The sequence below is a fragment of the Glutamicibacter sp. 363 genome (genome assembly GCF_052379505.1).
In the GTDB taxonomy this organism is placed as follows: domain Bacteria; phylum Actinomycetota; class Actinomycetes; order Actinomycetales; family Micrococcaceae; genus Glutamicibacter.
In genome coordinates this window covers 106884-128215 of record NZ_JBQSYR010000003.1, presented here as the reverse complement: position 1 = coordinate 128215, position 21332 = coordinate 106884, and the positions used below count along the sequence as shown (strand labels likewise).

Here is a 21332-nt window from a genome sequence, read left to right as displayed (position 1 = left end):
GTGTTGTCCATTCCTTGCCAAAAAATCGGTGAGTCGGGGGTGCTTAGCTTTGCTGCGGGTCGACTTCCAGCGGATCCGGCCCATGGCCCACATAGCGGTAAAGCCGCGGCGGGCGGTGCTGCCCGCCGGCGAGGTATTCGTCGGTGGCCTCGATGGTCGCGGTGCTCTTCAGCGTGCGCCGGAAGTTCGCCGGGTCCAGGCGCCGTCCCAGAATCGCTTCGTACACTCCGCGCAGGGCCGCCAGGGTGAACCGCTCGCCGAGCAGCCGGTGGGCGATCTGCCCGTACTCGGTCTTGTTCCGCAGCCGCCACAGCGCATAGTCCACGATCTTGCGGTGGTCGAAGGCCAGCTGGGCGATCTGCGGGTCATCGATATCGAACCAGGCCACGTTCTCGTCGCGCACCGTGGCCCCCACCTGGTCGGCGTTGAGCAGCGCGAAGTACGCGATGGTCACCAGCCGCCCGGTGGGCGAGCGGTCGATATCCCCGAAGGTGTAGAGCTGCTCGAGGTAGCTGGGCCGCAGTCCGGTGGTGTCGGCCAGGCTCCGTCCGGCGGCTTGGCCCAGGGATTCGCGGGGTTCCACCGGACCGCCGGGCAACGCCCACCTTCCGGCGTGCGGCTGGCGGATCCGGCGCACCAGCGGCAGGCAGAGCTTGTCCGGTCCGCCATCTTGCCCCTCCCGGATCCCGAGGATCACGGTGGAGACGGCGAGTGCGGGCGGCAGATTGCGCCGCTCGTCGACGTTGGCCCATCCGGGTGCCGATGACATCTATGCCTTGCCTCATTTCCAGTGCCGCAGAATTGGTTAGAGTCATTCTGACATTAACAGCATTGCCGCGCTAGTTCCAGATCACAGTCCCGGGTCAAAATGACCTATGATCGAAGGCATGACCCTGGATCTTAATCTTCGAGTGATTCCCGCAAAGACTGAGGTGAACGGCCCATCTGTGCTGTTCATCCACGGTTTCGCCTCATCCGGCGAATTGAATTGGGCGCGTTCTCGCTGGCTGAAATATTTCACCGATGCCGGACGTAACGTGCTGCTCATCGACCTGCCGGGCCACGGCGAGGACCCCCGCCGCAATAGCGGCAGCTGGGCACCGAGCCAGATTCGCCAGGCGCTGGCCGCGATCGTCATGGATCGCGATGAGGATCCGGTCGACGTGATCGGCTATTCCCTGGGCTCACGCCTGGCTTGGGAATTCGCCGCCTTCAACCCGGATCTGGTGGAGCATTTGGTGATCGGAGGCCCCGGCGCCGGTGATCCGCTGGCCGCCTTCGCCCTGGATCAGGCTCGCGCCAATCAGGCTACCGGCGAGGAAATCAACGATGATTACACCGCGACCATCATGAAGATCGCCGCGGCCGAGCCCAGCAACGATCTCACCGCGCTATTCGAGCTGATCGAAGCGATCAAATCCGAGCCGTACGATCCAGCCGCCAAGGTGCCCACGGTTCCGACGCTGCTCGTCGCCGGGGATCGAGATGAGCTGGCCACGACCATGCCGCATCTGCGCCGACTGCTGAAGGATGCGGGTACCACCAATGAGGTGCTGTGGCTCGCCGGACGCAACCACTCAAACGCGGTGACCAGCCACGAGTTCAAGGAGAAGGCGCTGGAGTTCCTGAAGGGCTGAATGTTGTTCGCTGAAAGATAAGGTGCGAACAGGATCGGACATGCCGAAGGATCCTCCGGTTCCATCCGGTGCGGTCCTACACCTTCAACTTGACGACGGTGAACGCAATGCCGAAAGGAATGCTCTCCAGCTGCTTCAGTTGTGACTTCTGACGCGCCGGTCCTGCAAAATCCAGCTTTGCCTGCCGAGCTCCATGAATGCATGATTTCGTGCCTAGTCATTTTAGCGGGCGGCACAGGAGAGGCAGCGTGCAGCGCTGGACCGGCGTATAGCAGAGCAAGGTGAGATCCGAGGCCTCCGCGGGGACCAGATTGTGCTGTTCGTAGCGGGTCACGCCCTTTGCCGGGTGCCGGAATAGCCGTTCTCCAGTGCGGAATCCCGCCACGTCGCGTTGCTTCCAAATCGCCGCGAATTCCGGCGAGGCCGCCGATACCCGGGCAACGATGCCGCTGTCCCCCGCCGGGTTCAGCCACCCTCGGGTTTCCGCGCGGAAGCTTCCGACAAAGCTGCGGCTTTGCTCTTCCCAATCCGGCAGCATTTCGCGCAACGCGGCGTCGGTGAACACCAGCCAGAGCAGGTTCCGGTCCCCCTCATCCAACGAAACGATCCGCGGATACAGCTGCGCATAGGCTTCGTTCCATCCGATGATGGACCAGTCCGAGCCGAGCAGGAACGCCGGGAAGCCCAGGGCGTCGAGCAGTCGCTGCAGCGCCGGCGTCATCCCGACCGAGGATTCCCGGACGATCTCCCGATGCCCGCCCAGAGACAACAGGTAGGTGCTCTCCACTGGCGTCAGCCGAAACAGCCGGGCCAGTGAGACCAGCACCTGGCGTGAGGGGTTGATATCCCGCGCCTGCTCCAGCCACGTATACCAGGTCACCGAAACGCCGGCCAGGGTCGCGACTTCCTCGCGGCGCAGGCCGCGCAGCCGGCTGCGGCCCACCGCCGGCAGCCCATGCGCATCGCGGTCTGCGCGCGCCCGGCGGTCCTTGAGGAAAGCCGCCAGCTCATCGCGGCGTCTCTGCTCGGCATCCATGGGCACTTCTCCTCAACGTGGTAGTAGTACTACTAGTATCAAGGCCGTCTGGGTTAGCGAACAAATCTATGATGGGATTTGAGGATGACCACTTATCGCTCGCACACCATTACCCACGGCCGCAACATGGCAGGCGCCCGCGCACTGCTTCGCGCAGCCGGAGTCAACGGCGCGGATCTCGGCCGCAAGCCGATCATCGCCGTGGCCAACAGCTTCACCGAATTCGTTCCCGGCCACACCCACCTTCAGCCGGTGGGCCGCATCGTCTCCGATGCCATCATCGAGGCCGGCGGGATCCCCCGAGAATTCAACACCATTGCCGTGGACGACGGCATCGCCATGGGTCACGGCGGCATGCTCTACTCGCTGCCTTCGCGCGATCTGATTGCCGACTCGGTCGAATACATGGTCAACGCGCACTGCGCCGACGCGCTGATCTGCATCTCCAACTGCGACAAGATCACCCCGGGCATGCTCATGGCAGCCCTGCGCTTGAATGTTCCTACCGTCTTCGTCTCCGGCGGCCCGATGGAATCAGGACGCGCCACCCTGGTCGACGGCACCGTGCGCACCTTGGACCTGGTGGATGCCATCTCCGAGGCAGTGAACGAAAACGTCTCCGACGCGGACCTGCTGCGCATCGAAGAATCGGCCTGCCCTACCTGCGGCTCCTGCTCGGGGATGTTCACCGCCAACTCGATGAACTGCCTCACCGAAGCCATGGGCCTCGCCCTGCCGGGCAACGGTTCCACCCTTGCCACTCACACCGCACGCACCGCACTGTATGAAAACGCCGGCAAGACCATCGTGGATATCGCAAACCGCTACTACGCAGACAGCGACGAGACGGTACTGCCACGCAATATCGCCACCATCGAGGCCTTCGGCAACGCGATGACCCTGGATATTGCCATGGGCGGTTCCACCAACACGATTCTTCACCTGCTGGCCGCCGCCCACGAGGCTGGCGTCGAGTTCGGCTTGGAAGAAATCAATGAAATTTCCGGCCGGGTACCCTGCCTTGCCAAGGTCGCCCCGAACTCCGCCGGGGCAGGGAAGATCTACTACATGGAAGATGTCCACCGGGCCGGTGGCATCCCTGCCATCCTCGGCGAACTGCGCCGCGGCGGACTGCTCGATGACACGGTGAACACCGTGCACGCCGCCACCATGGGCGAGGTACTGGACGACTGGGATATCCGCGGCGGCAAAGCCACCGACGTGGCCCTCGAGTTGTGGCACGCCGCTCCGGGCGGGGTACGTTCCTCCACCGCCGGTTCGCAGTCCGCGCGCTGGGAAGAACTGGATACGGACGCCGCCGAAGGCTGCATCCACTCGGTAGAACACGCTTACTCCCAGGACGGAGGATTGGCTGTGCTGCGCGGCAACATTGCCGTGGATGGTGCCGTGGTCAAAACCGCTGGCGTGGACCCCTCCATCTGGAGCTTCACCGGTCCGGCGGTAGTCTGCGAGTCCCAGGACGAAGCGGTGGAGAAGATCCTTAACAAGCAGGTGAAGGCCGGCGATGTAGTGGTCATCCGCTACGAGGGCCCCAAGGGTGGCCCGGGCATGCAGGAAATGCTCTACCCGACCTCATTCCTCAAGGGCCGCGGCCTGGGCAAGTCATGCGCGCTGATCACCGATGGCCGTTTCTCCGGCGGCACCTCGGGACTATCCATTGGACACGTCTCCCCCGAGGCGGCGTCCGGTGGCATCATCGCCCTGGTTGAGGATGGCGATTCGATCTCCATCGACATCCCGACCCGCGACCTGACGCTGAATGTAGCTGATGATGTTTTGGCCGAGCGCCGCGAGCGTTTGCTGGCAACTACCGGCTACCGCCCGGCGAACCGCGAGCGCGTGGTCTCCCCCGCACTGCGTGCCTATGCCGCCATGGCATTGTCCGCAGATAAGGGCGCCGTGCGAGACGTGGACCGTGTGGAGCGTGCCCTGCGCGAAGCCGATGAACGCGCTGCGGCAGTTGCGCGCACCACCGCTGTCTAAGGAAAATTCTGTGGCTTTGGCCCCCGGAGCTCACACGTCAGTGGAACTTCCGGGGGGCTTCGCTGCTTGATCGGCACCACCGCGGATGAAACGCCCAACCCCGGACCATTGGGAACGATAGACTGCTGGTGTCGACACGGATACTCACCCAATCAGATCCTGCCTTATTGCCGCCCTTCATTCGCTTCCTGTCCAGCAAAGGAACTTCATGTCCACTCCAGTAGATCCAACGACCGAAATTTCCGACGTCGTCCGGGACAATGAGTCAGAGTCGGCATTGGCTGCCACTGAGTCCGAACTGACTTTGCTGAACGTCGGAGACGGCTATGCGTTACTTTTTGCCGACCACGCCCCTAAGGGTATGGACCTGCTCGAATTCAATGTGCTGGGCCAGGCAGCCGGAGAGCGGCTCACCGACCGCCTCTCGACCGCGGCCGGTGTCGGGAACCTCGCCGCACTGGGTGCCAGCGCCCTGCCTAAAGCCCAAGGGCTTGTCCGCTTGGCTCCAGAATCGCTGCAGCTTCTGAACCAGGCAGGAAATTCGTTGATGCAATCCGGTGGCCAAAGTCTGGGAACCATCGTTACTGCAAACGGGAAGTTAGTTGCCCACGCACGCCTTCTTCCCGCAGTAGGGGCTCAGGGTGCACTCTTGGCGCCGATGCTGGGTCCGGCCTTGGTCTTGCTGGCGCTACAAATGCAGCTCGCCTCAATCTCGCGTCGGGTTGACGAGAACATCGAGCTGACCCGTGACGTGTTGCGTGCCATCCACCAAGACCAGTGGGCCACACTAATCGGCCTGCATGAAACTAGCCTCCAGGCCCTGAACGAAGCCGAGGCGGCTGGAACGGTCAACGAGCACATCTTTGCCCCGTTGGCCAGCCGTCAGGCCGATCTGCGCAAGTTCCGCAAGTTGTTCGTGGATTTCGTGCGGGATCACCTCAAGGCACTGGATGCGGACGCCAAAACCAGTCGAAGCTATATCCAGAAAAATTTCGACCAGATCATCGCCGATGCTCACGGGATGCTCATGGCCGAATTCGCTTGGTACCGCGCCCAAGCGCTGCGCGGCAGCCTCATCAGCCACGACGCACAAAATCTGGACGCAAACGAACGTCTGCTTACCCACCTCGTTGAGGAAACCAAGTCCGAACATGACGAAGCCATGTTGGAAATCGCCCACTTGCTCGCCGAGGTTGAACGCAACGTGCGATTGCTGTCATTGTTGCCCTCCGCACGCAGCCTTCCCTTCACGTCGAAGCGTCGCAATATTGACGAGGCCATGGCGATGGCAGAAGCCCTCTCGGCCTCCGTCGCCGATCTGCGCAGCCAGGTACTCCCCCGACGAAGGGCCGTGGCTCCGAAGGTTTCCGTATTCAAGTCCGAGACCCCAAGCAAACTGACAGATATCCTTGCTTGGTCCCTTCCTGAGCCTGCACAGGTTCTTGCCTTGGCCGATGCAAATCAGGAAAGACTCCTCGCGAACAACGTATATCTCGGAATTGCCTCAGAATATTTCTTTGTGGCTGATCAGAGCGAACTCACTAAAGAAGGCGCCGTTGAGCGCATCACCCCGCTGAACGATATCCGTTACGTCCGCTTCCTTGAAAGGCCAAAAAAGGGTCCTACTTTGGAGATCATCACCAAGGACGAGAACCTCACCTTCACCTTCGACTCATGGGCCGTCGAGGGCGAAGGGTTGGAGTCGGCCCGTCGAATGGCAAACCTCTTCTCCAGCGTGATGAACCTGCCTGCCCACGAGCAGCGGACCGATCCACTCATGGAGGAAATCTTGGAGAATTCAAAGGCATCCAAGGCTATTGAGTCCTAAAAGCAAGACACAGGTACGGCAGCCCGTTTAACCACGAATACTCCAAGGGGCCTGCCGTACCAGTTTCGCATTTCTGAAATGACGCATCTAGCGGCAGTCATCGGCTTTCCCTCCCTACGGCGGTGCGAGCACTTGACCTCAGGAGTAAGCTCTTCAAGTCAAATGTCCGAGCAGCTCAGGCGCCCGGCCTAACTGGGCGTGACTTGTGAATTCGTCGAATAGACGACGCCAGGGTTCTCTGTGCCCGACATTGTTCGTTCGCAAGACAAGTGGGTAAACCTCCACCAACCCTAATTCTTCTGGCATGAGTCTGAACCAGATATCACGTACGAATCAAGGTAATGGCTACTGACCATTGCGATCACCCGCGCGTCCGTCTCCTTGTTGTGAAAAGGACAGGTTACAGGTCAGAAGAAGTCCTGTTTCTGGCGAAGAATCGCGCTACCGACGGATTTTCTACTTTTTCGCCACCCACCCCGATTGCAGCTTTCCAGCTACAGGCATTTGTCCTGCAAGAGCACAACGCCATCATTTCTGTTCAACTGCCCCATTTTGAACTGGATCATATATACGATCTCTGGCTCCATCGCGCTGACTTGCGCCTATTTCTACAACCGATTCGCGCCCGGAAAAGTGGTTGATTAACCGACCGCCCAGGTGAAGAATCGGAGTTAACTTCCGCGGAATCACGGGAAAATTCCACCCAATCAGGAACTTCAGGCAACCAGTGGCGAAGCAATCGCGCGCAGTGACTTGACAGTGACTGAGATTCAGCGCACACTGATCGTATACGATTTGATGTACGACGAAAGTGGGAAGATCAAAGATGAGCAATCCGATCCCGGTGAGCGAAGAAACTTTCGCCCAGGCTGGCAAGGTTCTTGCGGTGCACCTGAGCTACTCCTCGCGGGCAGCCCAGCGCGGCCGCACCCCGAAGTTCCCGAGCTACTTCATGAAGGCCACCAGCTCGCTGGCAACCACCGGTTCCACCGTTGAACGCCCGGCCGGCACCGAATTGCTCGCTTTCGAAGGCGAAATCGCACTGATCATCGGCAAGGCCGCCCGCCGCGTCTCGGTTGAGGAAGCCTGGAGCTACGTCGGCTCGGTTACCGCCTCGAACGACCTCGGCGTCCATGACATCAAGTACGCGGACAAGGGCTCGAACATCCGCTCGAAGTCCGGCGACGGCTACACCCCGATGGGCCCCACCGCCCTCGCGGCGGCCGAGCTGGATCCAGCCAAGCTGCGCGTGCAAACCTGGGTCAACAACGAAACCGCCCAGGATGCCGACACCTCGGAGCTGCTCTTCTCCTTCGCGCAGATCGTCGCGGATCTTTCCCAGCAGATGACCCTGCAGCCAGGGGATGTCATTCTCACCGGCACCCCGGCCGGCTCCACCGTCTTCTTCCCCGGCGACGTCGTCGAGGTTGAGGTCACCGACCTGCTCTCCGGCGCCACCACCGGCCGGCTGAAGACCACCGCGGTCGAGGGCACACAGACCTTCGCGGCCTTCGGCAACCAGCCAAAGGTCACCGACAAGGACAAGGAAGACGCCTACGGCGACCGCGAAACCGCCGGCATGCCAGCGCTTCTCACCGGCAAGTCCGTGCTCACCGACAAGGTCCGCGAGCAGCTCGCCGCGGTGGCCACCGCCACCTTGTCCGCCACCCTGCGCAAGCGCGGGCTGAACAACGTGAACATCGAAGTCCCCGGCGCCACCAAGGGCATGAAGCGCGTGATCGGCACCGCCCGCACCCTGCGCTACATCCCGAACCGCGAGGACCTGTTCAAGGCCCACGGCGCCGGCTACAACATGCAGAAGCAGTCCATCGACTCCCTGGGCGACGGCGAAATCCTGGTCATGGAGGCCCGCGGGGAAACCGGCTCGGCCACCCTGGGCGACATCCTCGCCCTGCGCAGCCAGCAACTGGGCGCCGCGGCGATCATCTCCGATGGCGGCGTGCGCGACCTGGATGCGGTCTCCAACCTGGAGATCCCGGTGTTCTACAACGGAGCGCACCCGGCGGTCCTCGGCCGCAAGCACGTGGCCTGGGACAAGGACCTGACCGTGGCCTGCGGCGGCGTGTCGGTCCAGCCCGGGGATGTCATCGTGGCGGATTCGGACGGCATCGTGGTGATCCCGCCGGCACTGGTCGAAGAGGTCGCCGCCGAAGCGATGATCACCGAATCCAATGACGAGTTCATCTTCGCCATGGTCCAGCGCGGCCACGGCATCGAGGGCCTGTTCCCGATGAACACCGAGTGGAAGACCAAGTACAACGCCTGGAAGGACGCCGGATCCCCGGATCTGGCCAGCTGGGAACTCTAATGAGCAATTCCAAGTCAGAGGTCGCCTACGCGCTGGTCTCCGAACGGATCGTCAACGGGGCCTACTCCCCGGGCTACCGACTCGTGCTGGGAACCATCGCCGAAGAACTGGGCTGCTCGGTGGTCCCGGTGCGCGAGGCCATCCGACGCTTGGAAGCCGAAGGGCTGGTGCACTTCACCCGCAATGTGGGCGCCACCGTCGCACAGGTCGACTCGACCCTGTACCTGCACACCATGCAGACCCTCGCGGTCATCGAACCGGCGGCCACCGCACTTGCGGCGGCGGCAATGGACGAGGCATGGCTGCAACGGGCGCAGGAGCTGAACGATGCGATGCGCCAGTGCCTGGAGGACTTCAATCCGGTGGCCTTCACCGCGTTGAACAACGAGTTCCACCAGCAGCTCTACAGCCAGTGCCCGAACCCGCACATCCTGGACCTGGTGCAGCGCGGCTGGCGCCGGCTCGCGGCCATGCGAGCCAGCTCCTTCACCCACATCCCGCACCGCGCCAGGGCCTCGGTGGAAGAGCATCAGCACCTGCTCGAACTCATCGCCGCCCACGCCTCCCCCCGCGAAATCGAAGAGGCCGCCCGCACCCACCGCACCAATACGCTGAACGCCTATCTGGACCAGGCCGGAATGGCCCCCTCGGTCATCTAGCCTCGGCCCAGCCACCTAAAAAGATTTCACAATTTCATGTCTTTCACAGTTGAAAGCCACGCGAAAGGAATACATCCATGAGCAAGCACTTCGTTCCGGAAAACCTGCCGACGCACCTGCAGCACTACATCGGCGGCAAGTTCGTCGATTCCATCGGCGGGGAAACCTTTGGCGTCCTGGACCCGGTCACCAACCAGGACTACGCCACCGCCGCCGCCGGCCAGCAGGCCGACATCGACGCAGCGGTCGCCGCCGCCACCGAGGCCTTCAACAACGGCCCATGGCCGAAGATGAAGCCACGCGAACGCGCCAACGTGCTGTACAAGATCGCCGACGCGGTCGTTGCCCAGCAGGACCGCCTGGCCGAGATGGAAACCTTCGACACCGGCCTGCCGATCACCCAGGCCAAAGGCCAGGCCCAGCGCGCCGCGGAGAACTTCCGCTTCTTCGCCGACCTGATCGTCGCCCAGCACGACAATGCGCTCAAGGTCCCGGGCTCGCAGCTGAACTACGTGAACCGCAAACCCATCGGCGTCGCCGGGCTGATCACCCCGTGGAACACCCCGTTCATGCTCGAATCCTGGAAGCTCGCCCCGTCGATCGCCTCCGGCTGCACCGTGGTGCTCAAGCCGGCGGAGTTCACCCCGCTCTCCGCCTCGCTGTGGGCCACCATCTTCGAAGAGGCCGGCCTGCCGGCCGGTGTCTTCAACCTGGTCAACGGCATCGGCGAAGAAGCCGGCGACGCACTGGTCAAGCACCCGAAGGTTCCGCTGATCTCCTTCACCGGCGAGTCCTCCACCGGCCAGCTGATCTTCCGCAACTGCGCGGAGAACCTCAAGGGCATGTCCATGGAGCTCGGCGGCAAGTCCCCTGCCATCGTGTTCGACGATGCAGACTTCGACGCGGCCATCGACTCCACCCTGTTCGGCGTGTTCTCGCTGAACGGCGAGCGCTGCACCGCAGGCTCGCGCATCCTGGTCCAGCGCGGCATCTACGAGAAGTTCGTCGAGGCCTACGCCGCCCGGGCGAAGAACATCAAGGTCGGCGATCCGCACGATCCAACCACCCAGGTCGGCGCGCTGGTCCACCCGGAGCACTACGACAAGGTCATGAGCTACGTGGAGATCGGCAAGTCCGAAGGCCGCCTGGTCGCCGGCGGCGGCCGCCCGGAGAACCTGCCCGAGGGCCAGGAAAACGGCTCCTACGTCGCCCCGACCGTGTTCGCCGACGTCGCCCCGGAGGCCCGCATCTTCCAGGAAGAGATCTTCGGCCCGGTCGTGGGAATCACCCCATTCGACACCGAGGAAGAGGCCCTGGAGCTGGCGAACAACACCAAGTACGGCCTGGCCGCCTACCTGTGGACCAACGACCTGAAGCGCGCCCACAACTTCGCCCAGGACATCGAGGCCGGCATGGTGTGGCTGAACTCGCACAACGTGCGCGACCTGCGTTCGCCATTCGGCGGCGTGAAGGCCTCGGGCCTGGGCCACGAGGGCGGCTACCGCTCGATCGACTTCTACACCGACCAGCAGGCCGTGCACATCACCCTGGGAGATGTGCACACCCCGAAGTTCGGCGCCTAATTACTTATCCTGCCCATTCGCAAAGGAGCAACACAATGAGCAAAGAGATTTCCAACCCAATCGCCACCCCCTCGGTTCCAGCGCCGGACATCCTGCGCTGCGCCTACGCCGAACTGGTTGTCACCGACCTGGCCGCCTCGCGCAAGTTCTACGTGGACGTGCTCGGCCTGCACGTGTCCTACGAGGACGACACCCAGATCTACCTGCGTTCCTTCGAGGAGTTCATCCACCACAATCTGGTGCTGACCCTCGGCCCGGTGGCCGCGCTGAAGGCCATGGCCTTCCGCGTGCGCTCCACCGCCGAGGTCGACGCGGCCGAGGCGTACTACAAGGAATTGGGCTGCCGCACCGAGCGCCGCAGCGAAGGCTTCGTGCGCGGCATCGGCGATGCGGTCCGCGTCGAGGATCCGCTGGGCTTCCCCTACGAGTTCTTCTTCGAGACCGAGCACGTCGAGCGTCTGCATATGCGCTATGACCTGTACTCCGCCGGCGAGCTGGTCCGCCTGGACCACTTCAACCAGGTCACCCCGGACGTGCCACGCGGCCGCAAGTACCTTGAAGACCTGGGCTTCCGCGTCACCGAGGACATCCAGGACGAAGAAGGCACCACCTACGCCGCCTGGATGCACCGCAAGGGCACCGTGCACGACACCGCGCTGACCGGCGGCAACGGCCCGCGCCTGCACCACGTGGCCTTCTCCACCCACGAAAAGCACAACATCATCCAGATCTGCGACAAGATGGGCGCGCTGCGCATCTCGGACCGCATCGAGCGCGGCCCGGGCCGCCACGGTGTGTCCAACGCGTTCTACCTCTACATCCTGGATCCCGATGACCACCGCATCGAGATCTACACCCAGGACTACTACACCGGCGACCCGGACAACCCGGTCATCACCTGGGACGTGCACGACAACCAGCGCCGCGACTGGTGGGGCAACCCAGTAGTTCCATCGTGGTACACCGAAGCTTCGAAGGTCCTGGACCTGGACGGCAACGTGCAGGAAATCATCGAGCGCACCGATGACTCGGAAATGGCGGTGACCGTCGGCGCCGACGGCTTCTCCTACACCCGCGAGAAGGACGAGACCGGCACCTACCGCGGCCAGGCTTCCAAGGGCTTCAAGCTCGGAAACCAAGTCTAAGCACCCACCGACGTAGCTTCCCTGAGCTACTACGTGAAAACCCCGGGGCGCTAGCGATTGATTTCGCCAGCGCCCCGGGGTTTTGCCGTTGCAGCACGATCGGCTAACGGCGCACCCGATAGCGCAGGTGAAGCACCCTCTCGCCCCGAATCACCGCGTCGGGATCCTCCAGCGGGTGCTGTGCATGGACCGGCCCGAAGTAGCGCTTTCCGGAGCCGAACACGACGGGAACGACGTCCATGCGCACCTCGTCGACCAGGCCGGCGGCCAGCGCCTGGCCGCCAACATCTCCAGCGGAAACCTCGACGATGCGCTCACCGGCGAGCTCCTGCGCCTTGGCCACGGCTGCTGCGACGCCGTCGACGAAGTGAAAGGGCGCCTCGGGATCCCAGCCCTCGGGCTTCGGCCGGTGCGTCACGACGACCATGTGCTCCACCCCGCTCGGCGGCTTCCCGTCCCAGCCATCCGTCATGTCGAAGACGTGGCGGCCGACGATGGTCACCCCGATCCGATCCCAGTATGGCCGGGTGTAGTCGTAGGATGCCTGCGACACCTTCAACGCGCCGCTCTCATCCAGCGGGACTTCGCCGCCGGTCAACCAGTCGAACAGCGCTCCGGGCTGGTCGTTCGCATCCGCGATAAAACCGTCCACCGACACCGACCCGTACATGACCACCTTGCCCACGGGACGCTCCTTTGCTTTGGGGAGCCCCATGGTAGCAGCTGCCCAAAATGAGGGGGTGGTGGACCGCGCTGCCTGGCCTGCCGCGGCGTCGAAGCAGACGGCCCGGTGCGCGGGAACGCCGGCTAGCCGTCCTCGCCCCAGTAGGTATTGCGCCGCGGCTTTTGCTCCGGGTCGATGTGCTTGGGCAGGATCACCCATGGCAGCCCGTCCTTGAAGATGACCTTGATGATTCCAAGGTCAAAGGCCATATGGTGCGCGTCGCAGCCGGGCCCGGAATTTTCCAGGCTCGTATCCCCGCCCTCGGCGTAGGACCTGATGTGGTGGATCTCCACCCGTTCCGGAGGCGCGGTGCAGCCAGGCACCAGGCACCCACGGTCCCGCGCCAACACCGCCTTGCGCAGGCTTGGCGGAACAAGCCGTTTAGCTCGGCCGAAGTCCAGAAGTTCACCGCGCCCGCCGAAGACCGCCGGGATGATCTTCGCATCGCATAAGAGCTTTCTCAGCTCCCCCGGCGGAAGATCCGTTCCGTGGGCCGTTCTTCCCTGAGCCCCGGCCAAGTTTCGCAGATCATCGAACTTCATGTGGACGATGACCTCCGGTTCGATGCGGCGGCTGCCGGTGTCCACCCAGGTCGTGCTCAGCAGCTCCAAGAGCGCATTCAACGCTCGTTCCGGTGGACTCACCCGCATTTGCGGTGCCTCCGGTTCCCAACGGGAGCCGGCTGCCTCGGGAGGCAGGAAGTCCGGCAGCTGGGGCTGTTCGGGCAAGGAGTCCGATCCCTGTGCCACGCCGGGCTTAGCCGGGTTTTGCCGTGCGCGCTGGCCGGCCTGGGTTTTTGGGTTATTCGCCTGGGCGATCAGCGAGTCGATCATTTCGGCTTCGAGCAAGCCGACGCGCAAAACGAATTCAACGACCTGCGGGTTGCTGGTTTGCCGGCGATACATTCCCCTGCACAGCGCCGCGGCGGTGGAGGTGGCCGGAGTAGCGCTGGCGACGGTGATCAGGAGGCCGATCTTCTTATCGGCTTCTTTCTCGGTCAGCTCATCGTGCAGGATCTGTGCCGCACGTTCTTCAACCGCGATTCCGGAGTTATCGCGCAGCGTCGGCTCGGTCGGGGTGCCTTCAAAAGTGGTGTCCTCCGGTTCGCGGCGCGAGATCTTCTTGCTGGTCTCGCAGACCGCCTCGGGGCTGACCTGCGGGTCATCGAGCAGCTGGCCCAGATGCGGGAAGCGCGGAGGCACCTGCTGCCCTGCGGGATCACGACGGCCGATCAGGTCGCTGGCGTCGAGCATCATCCGCTTGGCCTTGGCGTAGGTAATCTTCAGCCAGCTGGCCAGCAGCTCTGCGGGGTCTTTGAAGCAGGCCCGCCCGGACGCGCGGCGTGCAGCGCGGGTGGTGTCGGCGGGCTGGATGCGCAGTTCGTTGAGCTCTTCTTCTTCCAACTGGTGCGCGTTGGTGGCGGCCAGCCGATCCGCGGCCACCAGGCTCATCCGGGTGCATTCTTCCTGGATTTTCTTCGCGGCGGCCAGTAGTTCCAGGGCCAGGCGCGGGTCTGCGGTGTCCTGCAATGCGCGCCGCAATCCGATGAGCACCTGGGTTTCTTGTTCGATAACCGCGCGCAGCGCGGCCCCGTCGATCTGGCGGCACGCCTCGGCGTCGGTCCGGTGCAGCCGCTCCAGCAGCTGACCGTACCCGTCGAGGGCCTGATCCAGATCGGTGGTGTTCATGCAGACCAGTGTGCCCCGGTCCGCGCCCTGCCGGGATGCGCCAGAAAAATCTGTGGATAAGTGCGTTCACTCGGGCACCGCCGGTGCCCAATGCCGATGCCGCAAATTAATCGACGGCTGGACGCGGCTACTTGGTACGAAGATTTTTCCGGGCTTCCTTGACTCTGTGATGCGCCACGTCTAGGGTCTTGTGTCATGCGCCACGTCGATTCTCCTGCACAGTCCACGGACTGGTCGATCTCTGTGGCGCGCAATCTGTCTAGGATCAATGCGGCGGAAAAGCTTCGCATAAACTCTCCGCGACGCACCGCAGGCTACGAGAATGATTCCTGGGAATCCCATGCCATTGGCTGGTGGGGCTGCGAGCCGTAGCCACACGGCACCCGTGTAGGCACTTTAGAACCAAACCTCGATGGCTTGGTTCTCTTTGAGCATGGCTTCGATGCCGGCTCACTCATCCCAGCTCCTTAATCGCATTGCGCCCCCGTTGGCCGATCAGCCATGTCATTCGCTCTCTCCTTGAGCATGTCTGTTCCCACGCCGTCGGGGTGACCCTGCATCACCAAAGGTAGATTTGCCATGTCCAAAACCGATGAAACCCGGCCCGTCCCCGGGGCGGAAACCGCACAGGCCCGACAACGGAAAAAGTCCCGGCGGCGATTGCCCAATCTGGATTTTCGCCGTCCGGGGTATCCGCATAATATCCACCCGGCGCTGGTTCCCGGTATCGGAATCGACGAACAGCGCCGGCGCTACCAGGTGAGCAAGTTTGTCCTCTGCCTCACGGGGGCGCTGACAATTGGATTCGTCCTGTGGGGAATCCTCGATCCGGCTGGAGTTGCCCATATTGCTTCCGCCGCATTCTCCTGGTCCACGCTGAATTTGGGCTGGCTGTTCAATACCGTCGCCATCATCACCCTGGTCTCCCTGCTGGGCCTGGCGATCTCTCCCTATGGAAAAATATGCCTCGGCAAGGACGGGGAAAAGCCGGAATTCAGCACCTTCTCCTGGGTCGCGATGCTCTTTGCGGCCGGCATCGGCATCGGGGTGCTGTTTTTCGGCCCGTCCGAGCCGCTGACGCATTTCATTGCCCCGCCGCCGTTGACGCACCAAGCGGAAACCACCGAGGCCATGCACGGGGCCATGGCGCAGACCTACTTCCACTGGGGCTTCCACGCCTGGGCCATGTACGCGCTGGTTGGCGGAGCCATTGCCTATGCCGCGTACCGCCGCGGCCGGGCACTGCTCATGTCCTCCATCTTCCGCACCCTCTTCGGCCAGCGATATTCGGAAGGCTTCGCCGGAAAGCTCATCGATGTGTTCGCGATCGTGGCCACCCTGTTTGGCACCGCGGCGGCTCTCGGCATTGCGGCAATGCAAATCGGCACCGGCATCACCATCGTCACCGGCGCGGGTGAACTGACCAATAACATGCTGGTCATCCTGATTCTCCTGCTGACGGTTGCCTTCATCATCTCGGCGGTTTCCGGGGTTTCGCGGGGCATCCGGTATCTGTCGAGCATCAACATCATCCTCACCGTGGGCATCGTCGGGCTGGTGCTGTTCCTTGGCCCCACCCTGTTCCTGCTCAATCTGCTGCCCTCGTCGTTGATGGAATATCTCGGTTCGATGTTCGAGCTGATGGGACGCTCGCTGTCCTGGGGCGGGGAAACCCAGGAGTTCCAGTCCGTGTGGACCGTGTACTACTGGGCCTGGTGGATCTCCTGGTCGCCATTTGTCGGATCGTTCATCGCACGCATCTCGCGGGGGCGGACCATCCGGCAGTTCCTGCTGGGCACGATCCTCATTCCCTCATCGCTGCTCTTTGTCGCCTACGGCATCATGGGCGGCACCTCGATCTGGATGTACCAGCAGGGATTGCCGGGGTTCAGCGCCGAGATGCCCGCCCCGCAGGTGTTTTTCACCATGATCGAGAACCTTCCGTACCTGCAGTGGCTGCCGTATGTGGCCATCGTGGTGCTGGCGATCTTCTTCATCACCTCCGCAGACTCCGCCTCGGTGGTGATGGGCATCTTGACCTCCCGGGGCAATCAGGAACCCAGCCGCTGGATCGTGGTCTTCTGGGGTCTGGTGATGTCCGGGATCGCCGTCGTCATGCTCTTGCTCGGCGATTCCTCCGCCTTGGCGGGGCTCCAGCAACTGGTCATCGTCAGCGCGGTCCCCTTCGCCCTCATCATGCTGCTGATCATCGTCGCGTGGTTCCGCGATTTGCGGACCGATCCGTTCGCGCTGCGGCACCACTACGCCGAAAATGCGATCAACAATGCGGTATTCGAAGGTGTCGACCGCTATGGGGATGACTTCGCGCTGCAGGTGGTCGCCACGACACCCGGCGAAGGAGCCGGGGCCGATGTGGATTCCACCAGCGAGGAATACACCGAGTGGTATCAGCGCACGGACGAGAACGGAGTGCCGGTGGGGTACAGCTACGCCACGGGCGAGTGGGCCGACGGCTGGGATCCGAAAACCGGGGAGATTTCACTGCAGCCGGCGGAGGACTCCCCGGATAGACCCGGCGGCGATCCGCGGCGTTGAGACGATCGCCGCCGGCACCGCTCAGCGAACGTCGGCGGCCAAGCGAAATCCGGTATGGGCCAGCGAGGTTTCGGCGGTGACGGCGGTGCGTGCCGAGGTCCGGTATCGCCGGCAATACGAGGCGTGGCACATGTGCGAACCGCCGCGTACGGCGGGACGCGGATCTACGGCGGAGAAGATCCCCGAGGTCCACTCCCAGACGTTGCCGGTCATGTTGTAGAGGCCGAATCCGTTGGGCGAAAATTCGGACACCGCGACGGTGCCGACCGGGCTGGTGGGGCGGTGCGGGAACTCTCCGGCGAAGGTCTTCATCCGGGCCTGTCCCCCGGGCTCGAATTCGGCACCCCAGGGATAAGGCTGCTGTTCCAATCCGCCACGGGCGGCGAACTCCCACTCCGCCTCGCTGGGCAGCCGGGCGCCGACCCACTGCGCGTAGCTTCGGGCATCGCGCAGGGACACGTGGGTCACCGGATGGTTCGCCCGCTCCAGGGCATCCGAATCCGGGCCTTCGGGGCGGTGCCAGGCGGCTCCGGGGACCGTGCACCACCACGGCGCATGCTCATCGGGCGTTGCAAGCTTGCGTGTTGCGCTCGACAAATTCCCGGCGAACACCAAGGAATCCCCGTGGATTTCTGCATCGCTGCGGTATCCGGTGGACAAAGCAAAAGCGGCAAACTCCGCAACGGATACCGCGGTGGCGGAGATGGCAAAGGGCGGCACGGCGACTTGACGCACCGGGCCCTCGCCATCCTCGACGTAGGCCAGTTCGTCCTCGCTGCCCATCAGGAAGGTGCCGCCGGCCAATCCGAGCAGGCGCAGCTGTTCCGGAGCCTGGGCCGCAAGGGTCTCCAGCACGCTTGCCTGCTGGGCCGCAGCCGGCGCCGGCCGCGCATCAGGGGTATTTCCCGAACGCTGGGCTCCACAGCATGCACTCATCAACTAGCTCCAATTTCAGTAACTACGAAAGGAAGAAACGATGTCAATCAAACGACCTAACATCATTGTTATCCAAGCCGACCAGATGGCCGCCCAGGCGCTTGGCGCCTACGGCGATCAGGCGGCCAAGACGCCGAATATCGACGCATTGGCCGAATCCGGGGCGGTTTTCGACCGCGCCTACTGTAACACCCCGCTGTGCGCCCCGTCACGCGCCTCGATGATGACTGGGCAGATGCCTTCGGATCTAGGCTGCTTCGACAACGGCGACGACTTCGCCGCCTCGGCTCCCACCTTCGCCCACCGGCTGCGCGGGGCCGGCTACCACACGGCCCTGATTGGCCGGATGCACTTCATCGGACCGGACCAGCAACATGGATTCGAGCAGCGGCTCACCACGGATGTCTACCCGGCCGATCTGGACATGATCCCGGATTGGACCCGCCCGCTGGAGCAGCGCTTGCAGTGGTACCACGACGCCGCCGCGGTCTTCGAGGCCGGAGTGTCCAAGGCAAGTGTGCAGCAGGACTTCGACGACGAGGTCACCTTCCGGTCCCTGCGCCATCTCAACGACCGGGTGCGGGCCAACCAGGCCGCGGGCGAGGACCTGCCGTTCTTGATGGTCACCTCCTTCATCCACCCGCACGACCCCTATGAGCCGCCGCGCGAGCACTGGGACCGGTTTGCCGACGAAGGGATTCCCGACCCGGCACACCCCGAGGTTCCCGACCGCGCCCAGGATCCGCATAGCCATCGCCTGCGCGCGATGAGCGGCTTCGACCAGCGCTATCCGGATATCGACGGCGTGCGCCGGGCGCGCCGGGCCTACTACGCGGCGGTGAGCTACATCGATGACCAGATCGGGCGCATCCGCACGCAGCTGGAGGAACTGGGCCTGGCCGAGAACACGGTGGTCATCGTGATCAGCGACCATGGCGACATGCTGGGTGAAAAGGGGCTGTGGTTCAAGATGTCCCCCTATGAGCAGTCCTCGCGGGTCCCGCTGATCATGCACGGGCCGGCGCATCTGGTGCCCACCGGCCGCTTCGCCGAGCCGGTGTCCCTGCTCGACCTCGCCCCGACGCTCCTGGACCTGGCCGGCATGGAAGCGGCGCAGCTTCCGGGCAGCTCCTTGACGGAATCGATGCGCCGCGCGCAGCGCGGCGAAGCCGTCGCCGGGGAACGCGACGTGGTCATCGAATACCTGGCCGAAGGGACCTTGCGCCCGCAGCTGACCATCGTCCGCGGGAACTACAAGTTCGTGCTCTGCCCGGGAGACCCTGACCAGCTCTTCGATCTGGCGGCCGACCCCGATGAGCTGCGCAATGCGGCCGCAGACCCGCAGCATGCCGAGACCGTCGCGGCACTGCGCGGCGCGTTGGAATCCCGGTACGACCTGCCCCGGCTGGAGTCCAGGATCCTGGCAAGCCAGTCAAGCCGCCGGGTGGTCGCAACCTCGCTGCAGCAGGGCAAGGTGAACCACTGGGACTACAATCCGGAGCCCGAACAGCGCTACGTTCGCGGCGATTTCTGGAACGCGCTGAAATACGGAACCATCACGGACCCCGAACGCTAGGGCAATGCGCCGCACCCGGCGATGCCGCAACCGATTACCTTCGAAAATTTCTTTGGAGAACATATGAACCTGCAACCGCAGCCCACCACGTCCCTTCCAGACAACCAGAATCCGCGCCTGCACGGCGGCAAAACCCTGTTCATTGACGGCAGTTTTGGGCCGGCCAGCTCCGCCGCGACCAGGCAGATCTTCTGCCCGGCCAACGGCGAACCGGTAGCCCTCGTCTCCGAGGCCGGGCCCGCGGACGCCGAGGCCGCGATCGCCGCGGCCCGCCGCGCCTTCGACACCGGGATCTGGTCCCAGATCCCGGCCCCGGACCGCGGTGACTTCCTGCTGCGCGTCGCGGACCGGCTGGCCGAACGCAAGGACGAATTCGCGCTGGCCGAAACCCTGGACACCGGCAAGCGCCTGGTCGAATCCGAGCTGGACATGGACGACATCATCAACTGCTTCCGCTACTTCGGCAAGCTCGCCGGAACCGATGCCGGACGGATCGTGGACGCCGGGGACCCGATGGTGCTCAGCCGCATCGTCTACGAACCGGTCGGCGTCGCGGCGATGATCACCCCGTGGAACTACCCGCTGCTCCAAGCCGCGTGGAAGATCGCCCCGGCGCTGGCCGCCGGCTGCTCCTTCGTGCTCAAACCGGCCGAGCTGAGCCCGTCCACCGCGATCCTGATGATGGAGGTGCTCGATGAGCTGGGCCTGCCGGCCGGGGTGGCGAACCTGGTCACCGGCACCGGCGCGCAGGTCGGCGCGGTCCTCTCCGAGCACCGCGACGTGGATCTGGTCTCCTTCACCGGCGGCCTGGCCACCGGGCGCAAGGTCGCGGCCGCGGCGGCCGGAACGGTGAAGAAGGTCGCCCTGGAACTGGGCGGGAAGAACCCGAACGTGATCTTCGCCGACGCGGACTTCGACGCCGCGGTGGACAACGCCCTGAATGGCGCGTTCGTGCATTCGGGGCAGGTCTGCTCGGCCGGGGCGCGGATCATCGTGGAGGAATCCATCGCGGAGCGGTTCGTCGAGGAGCTGGTGCGCCGCGCGGAGCAGATCACCCTCGGCGGCCCGTTTGATGAGCACGCCGAAACCGGGGCGCTGATCTCCGCGGAGCACCTGGGAAAGGTCGAGGCGTATGTGCAGTCCGGGCTCGCCGAAGGCGCCCGGCTGCGCTGCGGTGGCCGGGCAGCCACCGATGCGGACGGCCCCGGGCTGGGGGCCGGGCATTTCTACCTGCCCACCGTCTTTGACCAGGTGGCCCGCGGCATGTCCGTTGTGGTCGAGGAGGCCTTCGGCCCGGTGGTCACCGTGGAAACCTTCAGCACCGAAGATGAGGCGGTGGCTACCGCCAACGACACCGACTACGGGCTGGCCGGGGCGGTGTGGAGCCAGGACGCGTCCAAAACCCAGCGGATCGCGGCACGCCTGCGCCACGGGACGATCTGGATCAACGACTTCCACCCCTACCTGCCGCAGGCCGAATGGGGCGGCTTCGGCCAGTCCGGCATCGGCCGCGAGCTGGGCCCGACCGGGCTGGGCGAATACCAGGAAGCCAAGCACATCTACCAGAACCTGGCCCCGGCGGTCACCGGCTGGTTCACCGAGAAATAAGCAAGAAAGGGCGCAACGTGAAC

At 63.9% G+C, this 21332-nt stretch carries 16 protein-coding genes; 11 read left to right on the top strand and 5 right to left on the bottom strand.

All coding sequences use genetic code 11. The features are described from left to right. Positions 1-43: 43 nt before the first annotated feature. The gene (locus tag ACT3UA_RS03110; protein ID WP_105554377.1) at positions 44-769 is read right to left on the bottom strand and encodes an NUDIX hydrolase; all 726 of its coding nucleotides are present in this window, start codon (positions 767-769) and stop codon (positions 44-46) included. 118 nt (positions 770-887) lie between these two features. On the opposite strand from ACT3UA_RS03110, the gene ACT3UA_RS03105 reads away from it, so the two are divergent. Then, positions 888-1637, top strand: coding sequence for an alpha/beta fold hydrolase (locus ACT3UA_RS03105; protein WP_444615498.1), 750 nt, complete (start codon positions 888-890; stop codon positions 1635-1637). Between the two features lie 217 nt (positions 1638-1854). Here the strand turns inward: ACT3UA_RS03105 and ACT3UA_RS03100 are convergent, their stop codons facing one another. After that, positions 1855-2673 carry a helix-turn-helix transcriptional regulator gene (locus ACT3UA_RS03100; RefSeq protein ID WP_444615497.1) on the bottom strand — a complete coding sequence of 273 codons (819 nt, stop codon included), beginning with the start codon at positions 2671-2673 and terminating at the stop codon, positions 1855-1857. A gap of 84 nt (positions 2674-2757) precedes the next feature. Here ACT3UA_RS03100 and ilvD point away from each other — a divergent pair, with 84 nt between their 5' ends. The 7 genes from ilvD (at position 2758) to hpaD (ending at position 12221) form a co-directional block, all read left to right on the top strand. Beyond that, a complete protein-coding gene (gene ilvD, locus ACT3UA_RS03095) occupies positions 2758-4677 on the top strand; it encodes a dihydroxy-acid dehydratase (RefSeq protein WP_444615496.1) in 1920 nt (639 codons plus the stop codon). 208 nt (positions 4678-4885) lie between these two features. Further along, entirely contained in the window at positions 4886-6505 is a 1620-nt protein-coding gene (locus tag ACT3UA_RS03090) for a hypothetical protein (protein ID WP_105554373.1), read from the top strand. Between the two features lie 341 nt (positions 6506-6846). Then, a complete protein-coding gene (locus ACT3UA_RS03085) occupies positions 6847-7146 on the top strand; it encodes a hypothetical protein (protein ID WP_141393498.1) in 300 nt (99 codons plus the stop codon). A 185-nt stretch (positions 7147-7331) separates the two neighbouring features. Next, entirely contained in the window at positions 7332-8834 is a 1503-nt protein-coding gene (locus tag ACT3UA_RS03080) for a fumarylacetoacetate hydrolase family protein (protein ID WP_444615495.1), read from the top strand. Next, positions 8834-9493: a GntR family transcriptional regulator gene (locus tag ACT3UA_RS03075; protein WP_444615493.1), complete on the top strand. Its 660-nt coding sequence runs from the start codon at positions 8834-8836 to the stop codon at positions 9491-9493. The genes ACT3UA_RS03080 and ACT3UA_RS03075 overlap by 1 nt, the downstream gene beginning before the upstream one ends. Before the next feature lie 77 nt (positions 9494-9570). After that, positions 9571-11076 (top strand): 5-carboxymethyl-2-hydroxymuconate semialdehyde dehydrogenase, encoded by a 1506-nt coding sequence (hpaE, locus tag ACT3UA_RS03070; protein ID WP_444615492.1) that lies wholly within the window; start codon positions 9571-9573, stop codon positions 11074-11076. Between the two features lie 35 nt (positions 11077-11111). After that, positions 11112-12221, top strand: coding sequence for a 3,4-dihydroxyphenylacetate 2,3-dioxygenase (gene hpaD, locus ACT3UA_RS03065; RefSeq protein ID WP_255248377.1), 1110 nt, complete (start codon positions 11112-11114; stop codon positions 12219-12221). A 103-nt stretch (positions 12222-12324) separates the two neighbouring features. Here the strand turns inward: hpaD and ACT3UA_RS03060 are convergent, their stop codons facing one another. Both ACT3UA_RS03060 and ACT3UA_RS03055 read right to left on the bottom strand, forming a co-directional pair. Further along, positions 12325-12906 carry a dihydrofolate reductase family protein gene (locus ACT3UA_RS03060; protein WP_444615491.1) on the bottom strand — a complete coding sequence of 194 codons (582 nt, stop codon included), beginning with the start codon at positions 12904-12906 and terminating at the stop codon, positions 12325-12327. Between the two features lie 122 nt (positions 12907-13028). Next, complete coding sequence (locus ACT3UA_RS03055) at positions 13029-14633, bottom strand: DUF222 domain-containing protein (protein WP_444615490.1); 1605 nt, start codon at positions 14631-14633, stop codon at positions 13029-13031. A 579-nt stretch (positions 14634-15212) separates the two neighbouring features. Between ACT3UA_RS03055 and ACT3UA_RS03050 the strand changes: the two genes are divergently transcribed. Beyond that, positions 15213-17189, top strand: coding sequence for a BCCT family transporter (locus ACT3UA_RS03050; protein ID WP_444615489.1), 1977 nt, complete (start codon positions 15213-15215; stop codon positions 17187-17189). A gap of 21 nt (positions 17190-17210) precedes the next feature. Here ACT3UA_RS03050 and ACT3UA_RS03045 read toward each other — a convergent pair whose 3' ends face one another. Further along, positions 17211-18125, bottom strand: coding sequence for a formylglycine-generating enzyme family protein (locus ACT3UA_RS03045; RefSeq protein ID WP_444615488.1), 915 nt, complete (start codon positions 18123-18125; stop codon positions 17211-17213). Positions 18126-18165: 40 nt separating this feature from the next. On the opposite strand from ACT3UA_RS03045, the gene betC reads away from it, so the two are divergent. Further along, complete coding sequence (betC, locus tag ACT3UA_RS03040) at positions 18166-19701, top strand: choline-sulfatase (protein WP_096284680.1); 1536 nt, start codon at positions 18166-18168, stop codon at positions 19699-19701. 63 nt (positions 19702-19764) lie between these two features. After that, the gene (locus tag ACT3UA_RS03035) at positions 19765-21309 is read left to right on the top strand and encodes an aldehyde dehydrogenase family protein (protein ID WP_444615487.1); all 1545 of its coding nucleotides are present in this window, start codon (positions 19765-19767) and stop codon (positions 21307-21309) included. The last annotated feature ends 23 nt before the right edge of the window (positions 21310-21332 follow it).

Coding starts and splice junctions, on each gene's coding strand:
- ACT3UA_RS03110 (WP_105554377.1), bottom strand. CDS start 769: ATGTCATCGGCACCCGGATGGGCCAACGTCGACGAGCGGCGCAATCTG.
- ACT3UA_RS03105 (WP_444615498.1), top strand. CDS start 888: ATGACCCTGGATCTTAATCTTCGAGTGATTCCCGCAAAGACTGAGGTG.
- ACT3UA_RS03100 (WP_444615497.1), bottom strand. CDS start 2,673: ATGGATGCCGAGCAGAGACGCCGCGATGAGCTGGCGGCTTTCCTCAAG.
- ilvD (WP_444615496.1), top strand. CDS start 2,758: ATGACCACTTATCGCTCGCACACCATTACCCACGGCCGCAACATGGCA.
- ACT3UA_RS03090 (WP_105554373.1), top strand. CDS start 4,886: ATGTCCACTCCAGTAGATCCAACGACCGAAATTTCCGACGTCGTCCGG.
- ACT3UA_RS03085 (WP_141393498.1), top strand. CDS start 6,847: ATGGCTACTGACCATTGCGATCACCCGCGCGTCCGTCTCCTTGTTGTG.
- ACT3UA_RS03080 (WP_444615495.1), top strand. CDS start 7,332: ATGAGCAATCCGATCCCGGTGAGCGAAGAAACTTTCGCCCAGGCTGGC.
- ACT3UA_RS03075 (WP_444615493.1), top strand. CDS start 8,834: ATGAGCAATTCCAAGTCAGAGGTCGCCTACGCGCTGGTCTCCGAACGG.
- hpaE (WP_444615492.1), top strand. CDS start 9,571: ATGAGCAAGCACTTCGTTCCGGAAAACCTGCCGACGCACCTGCAGCAC.
- hpaD (WP_255248377.1), top strand. CDS start 11,112: ATGAGCAAAGAGATTTCCAACCCAATCGCCACCCCCTCGGTTCCAGCG.
- ACT3UA_RS03055 (WP_444615490.1), bottom strand. CDS start 14,633: ATGAACACCACCGATCTGGATCAGGCCCTCGACGGGTACGGTCAGCTG.
- ACT3UA_RS03050 (WP_444615489.1), top strand. CDS start 15,213: ATGTCCAAAACCGATGAAACCCGGCCCGTCCCCGGGGCGGAAACCGCA.
- ACT3UA_RS03045 (WP_444615488.1), bottom strand. CDS start 18,125: ATGAGTGCATGCTGTGGAGCCCAGCGTTCGGGAAATACCCCTGATGCG.
- betC (WP_096284680.1), top strand. CDS start 18,166: ATGTCAATCAAACGACCTAACATCATTGTTATCCAAGCCGACCAGATG.
- ACT3UA_RS03035 (WP_444615487.1), top strand. CDS start 19,765: ATGAACCTGCAACCGCAGCCCACCACGTCCCTTCCAGACAACCAGAAT.